At 41.8% G+C, this 13,791-nt stretch carries 18 protein-coding genes; 4 read left to right on the top strand and 14 right to left on the bottom strand.

Going from position 1 to position 13,791, the window contains the following annotated elements:
- Positions 1-47: 47 nt before the first annotated feature.
- The 5 genes from murA to M028_RS0103780 form a co-directional block, all read right to left on the bottom strand.
- Positions 48-1,352, bottom strand: coding sequence for a UDP-N-acetylglucosamine 1-carboxyvinyltransferase (gene murA, locus M028_RS0103800; RefSeq protein WP_026572730.1), 1,305 nt, complete (start codon positions 1,350-1,352; stop codon positions 48-50).
- Positions 1,353-1,384: 32 nt separating this feature from the next.
- Positions 1,385-2,134: a YwmB family TATA-box binding protein gene (locus tag M028_RS0103795; protein WP_026572729.1), complete on the bottom strand. Its 750-nt coding sequence runs from the start codon at positions 2,132-2,134 to the stop codon at positions 1,385-1,387.
- 264 nt (positions 2,135-2,398) lie between these two features.
- On the bottom strand, positions 2,399-2,629 hold the full coding sequence (locus tag M028_RS0103790; RefSeq protein ID WP_133332968.1) for a DUF1146 family protein: 231 nt from the start codon (positions 2,627-2,629) through the stop codon (positions 2,399-2,401).
- 147 nt (positions 2,630-2,776) lie between these two features.
- A complete protein-coding gene (locus M028_RS0103785; RefSeq protein ID WP_035423706.1) occupies positions 2,777-2,956 on the bottom strand; it encodes a hypothetical protein in 180 nt (59 codons plus the stop codon).
- A 230-nt stretch (positions 2,957-3,186) separates the two neighbouring features.
- Positions 3,187-3,513, bottom strand: coding sequence for a general stress protein (locus M028_RS0103780; protein WP_026572726.1), 327 nt, complete (start codon positions 3,511-3,513; stop codon positions 3,187-3,189).
- A 197-nt stretch (positions 3,514-3,710) separates the two neighbouring features.
- Between M028_RS0103780 and M028_RS0103775 the strand changes: the two genes are divergently transcribed.
- Together M028_RS0103775 and M028_RS0103770 are read left to right on the top strand one after the other, a co-directional pair.
- A complete protein-coding gene (locus M028_RS0103775) occupies positions 3,711-4,094 on the top strand; it encodes an IDEAL domain-containing protein (RefSeq protein WP_026572725.1) in 384 nt (127 codons plus the stop codon).
- 36 nt (positions 4,095-4,130) lie between these two features.
- Positions 4,131-4,385: a GlsB/YeaQ/YmgE family stress response membrane protein gene (locus M028_RS0103770; protein WP_026572724.1), complete on the top strand. Its 255-nt coding sequence runs from the start codon at positions 4,131-4,133 to the stop codon at positions 4,383-4,385.
- A 40-nt stretch (positions 4,386-4,425) separates the two neighbouring features.
- On the opposite strand, the gene M028_RS0103765 is transcribed toward M028_RS0103770, so the two are convergent.
- Positions 4,426-4,653, bottom strand: a complete 228-nt coding sequence (locus M028_RS0103765; protein ID WP_026572723.1) for a hypothetical protein — start codon at positions 4,651-4,653, stop codon at positions 4,426-4,428.
- A gap of 300 nt (positions 4,654-4,953) precedes the next feature.
- Positions 4,954-5,304, bottom strand: coding sequence for a hypothetical protein (locus tag M028_RS0103755; RefSeq protein ID WP_026572722.1), 351 nt, complete (start codon positions 5,302-5,304; stop codon positions 4,954-4,956).
- Between the two features lie 155 nt (positions 5,305-5,459).
- On the opposite strand from M028_RS0103755, the gene M028_RS0103750 reads away from it, so the two are divergent.
- Positions 5,460-5,717, top strand: coding sequence for a GlsB/YeaQ/YmgE family stress response membrane protein (locus M028_RS0103750; protein ID WP_026572721.1), 258 nt, complete (start codon positions 5,460-5,462; stop codon positions 5,715-5,717).
- Positions 5,718-5,757: 40 nt separating this feature from the next.
- Here the strand turns inward: M028_RS0103750 and cls are convergent, their stop codons facing one another.
- The 5 genes from cls to M028_RS0103725 all read right to left on the bottom strand — a co-directional run bounded on the left by cls (position 5,758) and on the right by M028_RS0103725 (position 9,687).
- Positions 5,758-7,257 carry a cardiolipin synthase gene (gene cls, locus M028_RS0103745; protein ID WP_026572720.1) on the bottom strand — a complete coding sequence of 500 codons (1,500 nt, stop codon included), beginning with the start codon at positions 7,255-7,257 and terminating at the stop codon, positions 5,758-5,760.
- A gap of 80 nt (positions 7,258-7,337) precedes the next feature.
- Positions 7,338-7,727 carry a KGG domain-containing protein gene (locus M028_RS0103740; protein ID WP_026572719.1) on the bottom strand — a complete coding sequence of 130 codons (390 nt, stop codon included), beginning with the start codon at positions 7,725-7,727 and terminating at the stop codon, positions 7,338-7,340.
- Positions 7,728-8,134: 407 nt separating this feature from the next.
- On the bottom strand, positions 8,135-8,911 hold the full coding sequence (sigB, locus tag M028_RS0103735) for an RNA polymerase sigma factor SigB (RefSeq protein ID WP_026572718.1): 777 nt from the start codon (positions 8,909-8,911) through the stop codon (positions 8,135-8,137).
- A complete protein-coding gene (gene rsbW, locus M028_RS0103730) occupies positions 8,877-9,359 on the bottom strand; it encodes an anti-sigma B factor RsbW (protein ID WP_026572717.1) in 483 nt (160 codons plus the stop codon). Before rsbW ends, sigB begins: the two co-directional genes overlap by 35 nt.
- A gap of 13 nt (positions 9,360-9,372) precedes the next feature.
- Positions 9,373-9,687 (bottom strand): anti-sigma factor antagonist, encoded by a 315-nt coding sequence (locus tag M028_RS0103725; RefSeq protein ID WP_026572716.1) that lies wholly within the window; start codon positions 9,685-9,687, stop codon positions 9,373-9,375.
- A gap of 133 nt (positions 9,688-9,820) precedes the next feature.
- Between M028_RS0103725 and M028_RS29345 the strand changes: the two genes are divergently transcribed.
- Positions 9,821-10,000, top strand: a complete 180-nt coding sequence (locus tag M028_RS29345) for a hypothetical protein (protein ID WP_035423705.1) — start codon at positions 9,821-9,823, stop codon at positions 9,998-10,000.
- Between the two features lie 29 nt (positions 10,001-10,029).
- Here M028_RS29345 and M028_RS0103715 read toward each other — a convergent pair whose 3' ends face one another.
- Both M028_RS0103715 and M028_RS0103710 read right to left on the bottom strand, forming a co-directional pair.
- Positions 10,030-10,881 (bottom strand): CheR family methyltransferase, encoded by an 852-nt coding sequence (locus tag M028_RS0103715; RefSeq protein WP_026572715.1) that lies wholly within the window; start codon positions 10,879-10,881, stop codon positions 10,030-10,032.
- Positions 10,878-13,604 (bottom strand): CHASE3 domain-containing protein, encoded by a 2,727-nt coding sequence (locus tag M028_RS0103710; RefSeq protein WP_231510767.1) that lies wholly within the window; start codon positions 13,602-13,604, stop codon positions 10,878-10,880. Before M028_RS0103710 ends, M028_RS0103715 begins: the two co-directional genes overlap by 4 nt.
- Positions 13,605-13,791: the final 187 nt, after the last annotated feature.

Here is a 13,791-nt window from a genome sequence, read left to right as displayed (position 1 = left end):
CTACTACTACAATCGTAATCACAATCGCAATAGACTCCCACTAAAAATTAAGCATTCATATCCGAAATTAATTTCTCGATATAAATCTCATCTTCTTCTTTCACACGCTCGATATCTGCACCTAATCCAGCTAGCTTCTCATGGAAATCTACATATCCACGGTCTAAATGCTTCAATTCGGTCACACGTGTCACACCATCTGCAACTAAGCCAGTCAAAATCAAGGCTGCAGCTGCACGAAGATCGGTTGCAGACACCTCGGCGCCCTGTAAATTAGACAGGCCATTTAAAATAACCGAACGTCCTTCAATCTTAATATCAGCGTTCATTCTGCGGAATTCCTCCACATGCATGAAGCGATTTTCAAAAACCGTTTCCGTAATCATCGACGTACCTTCTGCGCGAAGCAATAACGCCATCATTTGCGACTGCATATCCGTTGGAAAACCTGGATGCGGCATCGTTTTAATGTCGACTGACTTCAAGCGCTCTGGTCCAATGACACGAACTCCGTCAAATTCTTCAATAATCTTAACACCCATCTCTTCCATTTTGGCAATCAAAGAAGACAAGTGCTCTGGAACTGCTCCTCGAACAAGCACATTTCCGCCGGTAATCGCCGCAGCCACCATGAACGTACCTGCTTCGATTCGGTCAGGGATGATGTTATGATCTGCCCCAAATAAACGATCGACACCCTCAATACGAAGTGTGCCTGTTCCAGCGCCTCTTACCTTTGCGCCCATTTTGTTCAAGAAGTTTGCCAAATCGACGATTTCTGGTTCTTTTGCGACGTTTTCGATGACGGTCGTTCCAACCGCTAGCGATGCCGCCATCATAATGTTTTCTGTTGCACCAACACTTGGGAAGTCCAAGTAAATCTTTGCACCTCTTAAGCGGCCATCAACCTCCGCCTCGATAAAGCCATTTCCAACCTTAACCTTTGCACCCATGGCTTCAAAGCCTTTAAGATGCTGATCGATTGGGCGGGATCCGATGGCACAGCCGCCAGGCAAAGCTACCCGAGCCCGGCCATTTCGGGCTAATAATGATCCCATTACAAGGACAGACGCACGCATCTTCCGAACATATTCGAAAGGCGCTTCCTCTTTTAACACTCTGGATGCATCAACGACAACTGTATTATTTTCAAACACTACTTCAGCGTTTAGATTACGTAATACTTCATTAATTGTGTATACATCGGAGAGTGTAGGTACATCACGAATTACACTTTTTCCATCACTTGCTAATAATGTTGCAGCGATAACAGGCAAAACGGCATTCTTTGCACCTTCTACTTTCACCGTTCCATGAAGCCTTTGTCCGCCGCGGACGATAATCTTTTCCAAGAGTATTCCCCTCCGCGTCCATTTTCTCTATATTAATATTCAATCGTTATGATTGGTGTGCCAACTACTACGGTAGTATCTGCGCCCAATCCTTCGGAGCGTACCCCAATTTGTAGATTCAGATCTGTTTTTGCATCCCCAATCGACTCTGAAAAGTCAGGTGAAAATGCCGTTACAGACATGAACGTCTCCTCTTTTAACGCTTCGATTTTTTTCGCATTCAAGGCAGACAGCAATTCATTCACTGTTGCAGGTAAAGCCTTATCCATCTTATCACCGACAATACCCTTCATACAAGAAAAAACTGTCGGTTTTCCTCGAAACACATCGCTTAGCCTATTTTTGAATTGATTGGTTGTGAAAAAGGACTCTGTATCCTTATTCCACTGCTTGCCGCTGACCTTATATACTATATACGCATCGATCGGTTGGTTTGTGCGGGACGACATAATTTGAAGTGTTTCTATGTGGTGGTTTGAAGCTGGAGATACTGCTGTCACTTCCCATTTTTGGCTGGTGTTTGCTGTGGACCAATCCCAATCTGGAAACTTCCGCTTAAGCTCCTCTGCATAAACCTGTACGTCTTTTTCACTTTTTAGGTCAACCAAATGTTCCCGTGCATATAAAGTCCATTCACTCGGCATAATATTTTTTGTTTGAAAAATAGAACCAATCTTCATCAAATCCAGGCTTTCATTTTTTGCCGCTACTGTATTTCGATTCCCCAAAACCACTGTAATCAAACTTAAAATGGCAAGGATGCCAAAAATATATTTCTTCAACCGACTCTCCCCCTTACTACCATTGTTTCCAATGATGGGAAGAGCATACTTGGGAATTCTCGTCACTTTTAGACAAATACGTAAATTCTATCAAGTTCGGTTTTTCACAAAGTCGTGCTTTACAACATTAACGTATGTAATCACACAAAGAAGATTGTACTCAAAAACCCGACAAATTGGAACATGTATGAAGACCTAAATATTTACCAATTTGCTCGCTCGAGATTTCAATCCCTATAGCTGGACCATTCATAAAGCTCGACATTACTGAAACATCATCGGGAGCTGCTGTGACCATTGTAGATAGTCTAGGAAAAAATTACTAACTGTCGACCCGAGGAAAATTGCCAATAATATGTATAATAGTCGTGCCTGAAAGACATGATTCGCCTTCAGCACTTTTTCCAAGCGGATTGCCTGCAGTGCCCACCAGGACAAGGCAATAAATACCAAATGTGAAGCAATACTTAATAACGCAATTTGTCCGAAATCCACTCTGTCATCACCCTCCCTCATGATAGTCTACCATATTGACGAATGAAAATCGGAAAAGTTTCATTTTGTACCAAATTAAAAAATGAATTAACTGCCTAAACACAGTTTACAGTGATTAAACGGTGTTTAGGCAGTTAATAAAAATAGTTAAAGCCCATTCCAAAGCTTATTTAGGTTTAATGGGACATAGACTCGGTCCCCTTGGATCTCACGGTGAATGATCGGATCTTTAAAAAACTGTTCCAGGCTCTCTTTTCCACTGCTTTTATGACGGGCTGGCTTGTGAACACCTCGTAATTTTTCCAAGCTTAGATTTGAAAATTTCATTGTGATTCTCCTCTCTTTATTTTTGGCTGTGTTTAACTTAGCTGTTGATTTCCGCTCCAGGATGCTCGCTTTCCGCGGGGCGGGCGGTGAGCCTCCTCGGCGCTGAAAGCGCCTGTGGGGTCTCACCTGTCCCGCTGCTCCCGCAGGAGTCTCGCACCTTCCGCTCCAATCAACATTGATCTTTAACAAAACCATTTTTTAAAAATGGGGCCTTCAAAACCAGCTTTCTATTAAGCTGACTTTGAAGCGACGACTATGACTTTGCCGTGATCCATTTCTGCTTCATAGCGCTCTGCTTCTTCATCTGATAATCCTAATGACTCGAGCATCGTTCGAAGTTCGTCTCCCCGCGAGCGAAATACATTTGCAAGGGAATCGAATACACCCTGTTCAGCAACACCGATATCGGAAATGTCTAAGGCATCGGTTAAATCCTCAGAGCGATTTTTATCATGCGCCAGTAAATAAATTTCATTTTTACTGAACCCTTGACCCATTAATTGTTCTATTTCCCTTTTTGCTTGCACGCCATTTTCAACGATTTTAACGTTTTCCATTTCAAAATCCCTCCAGAAAATTTGATTGTCCGTTTGTGGACTTGTCTTTTATGTAACCGCTTCTTGAAAAATTAAAACCTATTTTTCTAAAATTCTATTTATTTTTATTGGTTAGGTTACATAGCAGGTGATTAGGGGTATATACGTAACACCTAATTCATTCTTTCAACAACGAAAAATTGATTGGAGGTATATATATGAGGAAACTAGTTTGTAAGGCTTGTGGCAATGCTGAATTTTATGTGTTAAATGTTCGTGAAACACTGTGCAAAAAATGTGGGTTACGATTAACTCATCCAAGTGACTACCGCCGGGAGGAGACACAGCATAGAAAAGAGCAGCTTTATTTAGAAACAAAACGGCAGGCGGAAGCCATTTCAAAAATCAGCCTGTTAAAACGAAAAATTGACCAATGTCTCGACGATCGAGATCAAGAAAGATTTAAACAGTTAACCTATGAATTAAGAGTTTGCCAGTATTTTTTAAAAACAGGAAGAAACGATGCTCAAACTCGTTTCAAGGATAGGATTAAACAGGAGGGACAGAAAAAAGGGTTACTTTTTGAAGATAAGGGTATTTAATCACCACCTTTTCACAAACGAAAGGAGCGAACAATGATGGGATTTATCTGGACTTTATTTATTGGTGGAATTATCGGCTGGCTGGCAGGGCTTCTTCTTGGAAGTGACATCCCCGGAGGAATTATCGGAAATATGATTGCTGGATTCATCGGTGCCTGGCTTGGCTCCCTTTTATTAGGAACATGGGGACCTGTTATTGGAGGATTTTACATTATACCGGCATTTATTGGTGCCATCATCCTTGTCCTCGTTGTTGGTCTCATCTTAAGAGGTGTAAGAAGTAGAGCATAATGAGAAAAGACTGCAGAAAATGCAGTCTTTTTTCATTGCTTCATTCCATCCCCGTCTTATATTTTTTTTCACTTGAGGAAGTATCTTTTGAAGCATGTTTTGCCTTTTCTTCCCGTTGCTCTTCCTTCAAATCCTCTACAGGAATCGGGTCCACGTTTTGTTCGCTTTCAAATCGATCGAACAAGCTTTCTTTCTCTGTTGGGTATTGTTCAGGATGGTCCCTAGATTCCACCAAACGATCCAAATGCTCTTTTTTCTTCTCATTCATTTCCTATCACCTCATTGCTTACATACCCTCTTGTTCCAAACTCCAAACTAATTCGTGAATGATGAAAAATGTAGAAAATCTAAAGAAATTGCCACACAAAACTATGTTACATCCTTCAAGAAAGGGGAAAAAATAAATATAATAGAAAATTCAAACATTTTATAACCGGGAGGAATTAAAAATGAAATTCTATACACGTGAATGGCTTTTACTTAGTAAGGAAATTAAGATCAAACTGATTCGTTTAGCGATTTTAGAAAATGAAAAAAGAGCCTAATTCTATAAGGCTCTTCATTTAATTTATCTAAAATTTTGGTTGCGTAACTTTAAAAAGTCACCATTTAGAATCCCCATCTCTTTGATATGATCACGGGTTCTATCATCTCCGAGCTGATAAATGAGCGCATAGATGATCACCATTCGGACATCATATTCTTTATTTTGCGGGTCATGATGATATTCAAGAAATGGAATATGGGACCGAATATAGCTTTCCCAATCAGCATGGTAGGTTTCATCGAACAACTGTTTAAGACTTTGGATTTGGCTGTCTGTCGCCTCCACTTTAAAATCCCATTCTGACTCAAAAGGCTCCCTCGCTATTTCATGTGATTGGATATTAATATAGTAGCTCTGTTTTTGTTGTTCCACTTATTTTGCCTCCCACCTCTTTTATTATCCTGTACCCCCAACGATGGCGGGTTAATCATTCAATCCCCTTTTTAGCATCGTTTTAGTTTATTTAGTGAAATTCCGGGTACTTATATACCATAGACATTATTTTTTATTGAAGGGAGAGAGTGTTGATGGGATTCATTTGGTCATTAATTATTGGGGGAGTTATCGGCTGGTTGGCGGGTCTAATCATGCACCGTGATCTGCCTGGGGGTATCATTGGTAATATTATTGCAGGATTTATTGGTGCCTGGCTCGGCTCACTCATTTTCGGAGATTGGGGTCCGGAAATCGGAGGCTTCTTTTTTATCCCCGCATTAATTGGAGCGATTTTACTCGTATTAATCGTAAGCTTTGTCATAAAAGGCATGCGACGGGAAGCACATTAAAAATAACAGAGAGGCTGCAAATGCAGCCTCTCTTTCGCTTTTATAATACTCCCGAAAACAGCCGGGCAAAGGATTCTTTCACTCTTTCGTCCATTCCTCTTTTATAAAATTCCACTGGACGAAGCCGGCAGCACTCCTGCAAATCTTCCTCATAATGGCGGGTTAACTCCTGGATCGATTCCGTACCCGTTAAAAACAAATTGACTTCCAAGTTCAGACGAAAACTCCTCATATCCATATTGGCAGTTCCAATCGTCGCAAGATCCCCATCGATAATGATGATTTTTTCATGCAAAAATCCCTTTTGATACAAGTACACTTCGATTCCATTTCGTAAGGCTTCCGGGAAATAGGACTGTGAAGCATATTGCGTCAGGAAACCATCATTCCTCTCCGGCACCATGATGCGGACCTGTATCCCCTTTTGTGCCGCAATTCTTAGGGCCGTCCGGATTGCTTGATTGGGAACAAAATAAGGCGAGGCAATCCAAATTGATTTGGTTGCACACGAGATCATCGTATAATAATGATCACTCATATCCTCCGTTTCTGGCCCGGTGGCCACGACATGCACCAGTCCATCCGCTTCTGCCGGTATGACCTTCCGATACCTTTCATCCTTCACAAGCATTTCTCCGGTCACATCCAGCCAATCTAATAAAAAAACGGAGTGAAGAGTTTGAACAGCTGTCCCCTTAAGAACAACATGCGTATCACGCCAGAAACCAATATCTTCGTCTTCTCCGAGGTATTCTACCCCGATGTTCAATCCTCCGACAAAGCCAATTTTCCCGTCAATGACAATGATTTTACGATGGTTACGAAAATTAAACCGTTGATTAAATAATCCGCTCCTAATCGGGTTAAAGGGATGGATATGGATGCCAGCGTCCTTCATCCTGTTTATATCAGAGCTTGATAGAGATACACTCCCGACCGCATCATATATGAGGCGCACCTCCACCCGTTCCCTTGCTTTTTCTATCAAAATCTCCATAATATCCTTACCTAATCGGTCAGATCGAAAGGTGTAATATTCCATATGAATAAACTCGTTTGCTTCCTTCAGCCTTCTTTTTATTTCTTGGAACGTTTCTGTCCCGTCTTTTAATATCGTGGTTTTTGTATGGGGATCTGAATGCGTAACACTTACTTTATTAAGATACCGTGCGAAGCACTGTTGGTGATTATTCAGCTTTGAAAAGTCTGTCTTCCTTACCCTTTTACTAATTGTTTCGAGTACTTCGCGATCGTTCGCTCGCTTACGTTTAAAAAGAGTTCCTTTTAATAAAAGTTGACCGGAATACCAATAAAATAGGTACCCGATGACCGGTAAAAACAATAAAATATAAATCCATAATAGTGTGTTTTGTGCCGAGCGATATTCAAGCATTAAGGAAAATATCGTGATCAAAATAATTACTCCGTAGAATGACAGGCACAATACTTTCCACTTAAATGAAATGTCTGTTAGGACCACCAAATATCCCAGAATCACGATAATAATCACAAAGACAAATTCGATTGTTTGTTTTTTCATCCAGGCAATCCCCCTATAATAAAGAAGCTTGCACAAATTTGTGCAAGCTCTTTTCTAATCGTTTTATCTATTCAAAAGGGTTAATCATCATCACGTTGGTTACTGCGGGACTTTCCGCCTTTTTCTCCGATTTCTTGATAAAATTCTTTATCATGATTTTCGGCTGTGGCCTCTCCGCCTTTTCTGCCAATCTCCTGATAAAACTCTTTATCATGATTCTCGGCTGTGGCCTCTCCGCCTTTTCTGCCGATTTCCTGATAAAACTCTTTATCATGATTTTCGGCTGTGGCTTCTCCGCCTTTTTGGCCAATCTCCTGATAAAACTCTTTATCATGATTCTCGGCTGTGGCTTCTCCGCCCTTTCGACCGATCTCTTGGAAAAACTCTTTATCATGTTTTTCTGCAGTGGCTTGTCCACCCTTACGTCCTCTTTCTTCCATGCTCATATTATCATTATTATTGTTAGCCATATTTATTTCCTCCCTTAAATTTTGATTGGTCGCTTTTTTTACAGTAGTGCCGCTCTCATTTTCAGATTGGAATATGAATCTTGTAGCACTAGGTCTCCCCGCTGCTTTGGATAGAAACTGAGGTATTTTCAGCAACATTCAACAGGTTCATCCTATATACCTCCTTCTAATTTGACTTCGTCAGGTTAGCAAGTTTTTGTAACCTTGATTATGATATACCACCTTTTTATTGACATAAAACACTTTTTTTCCACTTTATTTGTTTTGATTTTAATAGGTTTAAGGATGATAGATTCGGGTAGGTATGACTATGATAAAGATTAAATTTTAAAGGAGGATGGAAAATTAAAGTAAAAATGCCGAACAACTATTTTCCATTAAAATAGTCGTCCGGCATATGTTCATTCTTAATGGACATTACTGTCGATTTCCCTTCGCAGTTTATCAATCGCCTTCTTTTGCAGGCGGGAAACATGCATCTGCGACATTCCCAATTGCTCGGCCGTCACCTTTTGACTCTTATTCTCCAAAAACGTACACTGCAGGATCTCCTTCTCCCGATCTGATAACACATGAAGACTGCTCTCAAGTACCAGCTTTTGGTCCACTTTTTCAAAACCTTCATCAGGCGAGCCGATTATATCAAGCGGCGTCACCGTGCTGCCCTCAGACCCCGTTTCCGTTGGCTGATCAACAGACGCAGCTTGATAGTTTTTCCCCATCTCCATGGCCTCTAGAACCTCTTCTTCCGAAATCCCTATATAATCAGCAATTTCCTGGATTTTTGGTGAACGCTGATATAGAGTAGTGAGCTCGTCCACCACCGTTTTTACCTTTGGCCACAATTCTTTGATCCGCCTTGGGACATGGACACTCCAGGTTTTATCCCGTAAAAACCGTTTAATTTCACCAATGACAGTTGGAATTAAAAACGCTTCAAAAGATTTGCCAAAACTTTCATCATATCTTCTAATCGATACCAATAGCCCAATCATCCCTGTTTGCATCAGATCTTCATGAAAATGTTTCCCCCTTGAATATTTCCTTGCAAGGCTCGCAATCAGGGGCGTGTATTGTTCCGTTAGCGCGGTTTGAGCCGACGGGCTCTCATTCTGCTGATACTCGCGAATCAGCTCATTGATTTCTTCCTTAGTTCGCTTCATGGCTTGAGATGGTTGTGTCATGATTATCACGCTCCCCACTTAAATGCTTCACCATGAAGACCGTCACGCCGGACGTGTTCGTTACATGGACTTCATCCATGAGCGTTTCAATCAAAAAGAGACCCAACCCTCCTTCTACAAGTTGATCCACGGTGCTTGACTTTGTATATGGGCCTAATTCCTGTTTCGTCTTGGCAAAATTAAAGCTCTTTCCATAATCCGCTACCATCACTTCTAATTTGTCCTCGTAAATTCCAAAGCCTACCACCATTTCTCCTGCTTCGTCCTCACGGTAGGCATGCTGAACGGCATTTGTACAAGCCTCACTTACAGCAATTTTAATATCCTCAATCTCCTCATATGTATAGCCCATCCGGCTCGTGATCCCCGATAAGGTTAATCGGATGACCCCCACATATTCTGGTTTTGCAGGAATCTTCATTTCAATATAATCCATCACTTGTTTCATCGTCCCCCACCCTTTAATTTGCAGAAATATGAATAATATTGCTTATACCAGTAATTTCGAAGAGTCGTTTTAACCGATCGGATAAATCAATCAGCTTCAGCTCTCCATCATTTTTCTTCATTTGTTTAAATAAACCGATAAAAACACCAAGTCCAGTACTGTCTAAATAAGATACATCCTTTAAGCTGACGGTTAGTTTCTTGTTTTTTCCTTCCGCCAGCGGCAGCAGTTCTTCTCGTAGCTGTGGTGCCGTATAGGCATCAATTTCGCCGGAAACTTGGACAAAGGTTTCTTCATTATTCTGATGTTTATCTATTTTTAGATTCATTTCATGATCACCTCTGGATTATTTATTTGTTACATACCCGCCTCTTCAGAACCTTAAACCTTTCTTTATAAAAAAAATAAAAAAGTTTCAAAACCAATATAGGTGGTATATAAAAAGAAAGGAGTGATGCATAATGGATGAAAAAGTGAAATCAGCTCAATTTATTCAGGATTTGAAGGCTGCATCCAACAATAATAGTTCGATGGCTCAGAATTTGGACGAAATGAAAAAGCTTGGTAAAGAAATGAAGGAACAAAAAACAGGCAGTGAGTTACGGGAAGAAAACCTCTCACCAGACCCACTGCAAGATTAGTAGAAACGGCCCTTAAAGAGGGCCGTTTCTTATTGCTTCTGGTAGATTCTCTCTTGCGAATTGAATTCCTCATACTGAATCTCTTTCGGGACAAACAAAATCGATTCCTTACTGCCCAGGCCGAAGAAGCCTCCATTCGCCAAACTGTTGTACATGAGACGATGGACGTTCTGCTGCAGCTCGCTGTTAAAATAAATCATAACATTCCGGCACAATATGACATGGAACTCATTAAATGAACTGTCCGTTACTAAATTGTGCTGTGCAAAAATCAGTTTCTCCTTCATCTTCGGGCAAAAATAAGCAAACTGATGATCCGTCGTATAATATTCAGAAAAAGCCTTATTTCCCCCCGCAGCCAAATAATTTTTCGTATATTGCTGCATTTTCTTCAGCGGGAACGCTCCCTTTTGCGCCACCTTTAGCGCGCGCTCATTCATATCCGTTGCATAGATGGTCGTTTTTTCCGCGAGTCCCTCTTCCTGCATCAAGATGGCCATGGAGTAAACCTCTTCCCCAGTCGCACAGCCGGCGTGCCAAATCCGAATTTCCGGAAGCTCGCGCAGCAATGGGACCACTTCCTGACGAAAGGCAGCAAAAAAGCTAGGGTCCCGGTACATTTCCGTCATCCGAATTGACAAATCATTGAGCAGCCGCTCCAAACAATCCGGTTCATGAAGTACTTTTTCCAATAATGAAGTAATTGTCTCCAGCTTTTCCATCTTCATCCGGTTGGTAACCCTTCTGAATAACGAGGCTCGGACATAGCCGCGAAAGTCATATCCATGCATCTGATAGAGTCCTTCGAGCAGCAAATTCATTTCAATATTCTGCAGCTCTGTCGGCGAAAACTCTTCCGTTTCAACGATTAATTCACTCATGATTGGTTCACCTGCTCTGTCAGCCACACTCGCATCAGCGAGAAGAGCTGATCAATATTTAATGGTTTCATAATATAGTCAGAGGCCCCCGCTTCCATACATTTGCTGCGTTCCCCTTTCATCGCCTTCGCGGTTAGGGCAATAATCGGCAAATGGACCATCTTTAGATCGTGACGGATTGCCTTCATTGCCTCATAGCCGCCCATCACCGGCATCATAATATCCATAAAAATAAGATCAAAGTCAGTGTTGTCCCGTAAAATATCCAATGCCTGTTTCCCGTTTTCGGCCACTTGTACGACCATTCCTTTTCGCTCAAGCGCCGTCACAAGGGCGAAAACATTACGGGCATCATCATCTACAAGGAGCACCTTTTTCCCTTTAAATAAGTGTTCAGAGGAAGGGGATTTTATTTCAAAAGGAACTTGCGTCGCTGCTACTTCGTTGACCCCTGCTGCTACCTCCTTAAGCCCCTGTTCTTCTTGCTGCACCTCAGACTCGAGTCTGCTCGGAATATAAATGGTAAATGTACTTCCCTTATGCGGTTCACTTTCAAGCTTAATCAAACCGCCAAGCAAACGGGTAAATTCGCGGCAAATCGAAAGTCCTAAGCCGGTGCCGCCGTATTGACGATTCGTGGTCCCGTCCACTTGTTGGAAGGCATCAAAAATAATTTGCTGCTTTTCAGCAGGTATTCCAATGCCCGTATCCGTCACGGAAATCGCCATAACCGGTCCTTCCACCTCTAATGTTTCCGCAATGTCTGGCGGAGCAAGCTCCAATCGTACCGTTACTGACCCTTGTTCAGTGAATTTAAAGGCATTCGATAAAAGATTTTTTAAAATCTGCTGCAATCTTTGTCCATCAGTCGAGATGACTGGAGGGACATCCGGATGTGTTATGACCTCAAACGCCACCCTCTTTTTCGCTGCAACCGGATCAAACATGTTTTTTAATAGTTGCGGAATCTCTGTGACATTCACTTCGTCAGTTAAAATTTCAATTTTCCCGGCCTCAATTTTCGATAAATCAAGGATATCATCGATCAGCCGCAGCAAATCTTCCCCAGCCGTGTACACGACGCGTGAATATTCCTCGACCTCTGCCTTGTCCATTTCCTGATTATTTTCCATCAGCATTTGCGAGAGGATAAGAATACTGTTCAACGGTGTGCGCAACTCATGCGACATATTCGCAAGGAAATCCGATTTATATTGCGAGCTCTCCTCAAGCTTCAACGAATATTCGACTAATTCATCCTTCGCTTTTTTCAGCTCTGCGGCCCGTTGTTCGGCATGATGGTTTTGCTCTTCTAAAAAGTCATTGGAGATTTGCAGCTGTTCCTGCTGCATTTGCAATTCCTCCGATTGCGCTTGAAGTTCTTCCGATTGTGCTTGTAATTCCTCTGTCATTACCTGGGATTCACTAAGCAGTCTCTCTACTTCCATCCGTCCGAGCACACTCGTAATCGATGAACCGAATTTATCTTGAAGCTGGTCCAATAAGGTGAGGTGCTGCGTTTGAAATGGCTGCAGTGCAGCGAACTCAACGACTGCCTCGACCTTGCCGTCCACCACGATCGGAGCAACTAGTAAATGGGTCGGCGAGGATGCTCCTAGGCCGGAGGTTAGTTTGATATGATCTTCAGGCAAAGTGTCGATAAGAAAAATTCTTTGATCCAGGGCACATTGTCCCACCATCCCTTCCCCTAGGCGAAAGCTTGAGGCAACATCCTGATCTTTAATCGCATAGCCCGCTGTTTTGACAAAATGAACGCCTTGACCATCCGCTTTCCGCAAATAGACGACCCCATAAACAGCATCGAGCAACGGGGCAAGCTTTGTGATAAAGGTTTGAGCTAGCACGGTGATATCGGTGATTCCCTGATACATTGTCGAGATTTCCGTCATACTTTTCTGAATCCAGCTTTGCTTCTCCAAACTGCTGAGGAGATTGTTCATCGCATCGGCCAGGTCACGGGTCTCATCACGGGTTTTCACTTTTATGCGTGTGGAAAGATCGACTTTGGATTCAGTGATGCTTTGAATCGTTCTTACAACCTGCCTGATCGTTTTTACAATCGAGTTCCCGAGTGAAAAGGCCGTTACTAATGTGATGATGGACACTAATATGATAATCGTATAAAAAGTAATTCTTAAATTCATATTATTTTGATTCAGTTTATCAATCCGTTTCGCGGTCAACTGCTTTTCTTCCTCAAGAAAGGAATCAAATTGTTTATTCAGTTGATCAGTCAGCTTTTTCCCCGTGTTTTCTTTAAAATGCTGATTTAAGGCAGCTGTATCATTTGCCTTTTTCGCCTCGATCACATATTCCCCGGAGTTTTTGATCCAGCTTTGGATTAGCGGTTTGATTTCCTCGAGGTTATGCTTCTGGTTCTTGTTATACATTAATAGCGAATGAAGCTTATTATAATTAACCAGCCAGCTTCTGCTTCCCTCCTCATAGGGGTCCAGATATTGGTTATCTCCCGTGATCACATAGCCTCGCATGCCGGTTTCCATGTCGAGAACATTTTTTTGCAGCTGATTGACCAAGTCGTGGACTTGGATATCATGACTGGAAAGGAAGTCTGCCTGCTTCTGTAAATCTGTCATTCTATCATTGACGATTAGTAGAGAGATCCCAAGGCATATCAAGATGGTTAAATAGCCTGTAATGATTTTTGCTTGAATATTGAATTTAATATTTTTTATGATCATCGCCCTCTTCCCGGTATCATTATACAAGGATAACGCCATCATTCTACCATATTTTTCATGTTAATTTCGGTGTTTACGACTATTGTTAGGGTAATTTTACCAATACGAAAAACTTCTGAAACATTCTTGTAAACTTGTTTTTTGTTTAGTTTGAGAGATGGACGGGTATTGAATAGATATCAAGTGA

It is taken from the genome of Bacillus sp. UNC438CL73TsuS30 (assembly GCF_000482325.1).
Taxonomy (GTDB): Bacteria; Bacillota; Bacilli; order Bacillales; family Cytobacillaceae; genus Neobacillus.
The sequence above is the reverse complement of the archived record's forward strand: the minus strand, read 5'-3'. Positions and strand labels throughout refer to the sequence as shown.

Coding starts and splice junctions, on each gene's coding strand:
- M028_RS0103750 (WP_026572721.1), top strand. CDS start 5,460: ATGGGATTCATTTGGTCATTAATTATTGGGGGAGTTATCGGCTGGTTG.
- M028_RS0103780 (WP_026572726.1), bottom strand. CDS start 3,513: ATGGAAAACGTTAAAATCGTTGAAAATGGCGTGCAAGCAAAAAGGGAA.
- M028_RS0103740 (WP_026572719.1), bottom strand. CDS start 7,727: ATGGCTAACAATAATAATGATAATATGAGCATGGAAGAAAGAGGACGT.
- cls (WP_026572720.1), bottom strand. CDS start 7,257: ATGAAAAAACAAACAATCGAATTTGTCTTTGTGATTATTATCGTGATT.
- sigB (WP_026572718.1), bottom strand. CDS start 8,911: ATGACACAACCATCTCAAGCCATGAAGCGAACTAAGGAAGAAATCAAT.
- M028_RS0103715 (WP_026572715.1), bottom strand. CDS start 10,881: ATGAGTGAATTAATCGTTGAAACGGAAGAGTTTTCGCCGACAGAGCTG.
- M028_RS0103725 (WP_026572716.1), bottom strand. CDS start 9,687: ATGAATCTAAAAATAGATAAACATCAGAATAATGAAGAAACCTTTGTC.
- M028_RS0103785 (WP_035423706.1), bottom strand. CDS start 2,956: ATGAAATTTTCAAATCTAAGCTTGGAAAAATTACGAGGTGTTCACAAG.
- M028_RS0103775 (WP_026572725.1), top strand. CDS start 3,711: ATGAGGAAACTAGTTTGTAAGGCTTGTGGCAATGCTGAATTTTATGTG.
- M028_RS0103710 (WP_231510767.1), bottom strand. CDS start 13,604: ATGATCATAAAAAATATTAAATTCAATATTCAAGCAAAAATCATTACA.
- M028_RS29345 (WP_035423705.1), top strand. CDS start 9,821: ATGGATGAAAAAGTGAAATCAGCTCAATTTATTCAGGATTTGAAGGCT.
- M028_RS0103765 (WP_026572723.1), bottom strand. CDS start 4,653: ATGAATGAGAAGAAAAAAGAGCATTTGGATCGTTTGGTGGAATCTAGG.
- M028_RS0103770 (WP_026572724.1), top strand. CDS start 4,131: ATGGGATTTATCTGGACTTTATTTATTGGTGGAATTATCGGCTGGCTG.
- rsbW (WP_026572717.1), bottom strand. CDS start 9,359: ATGAAACAAGTGATGGATTATATTGAAATGAAGATTCCTGCAAAACCA.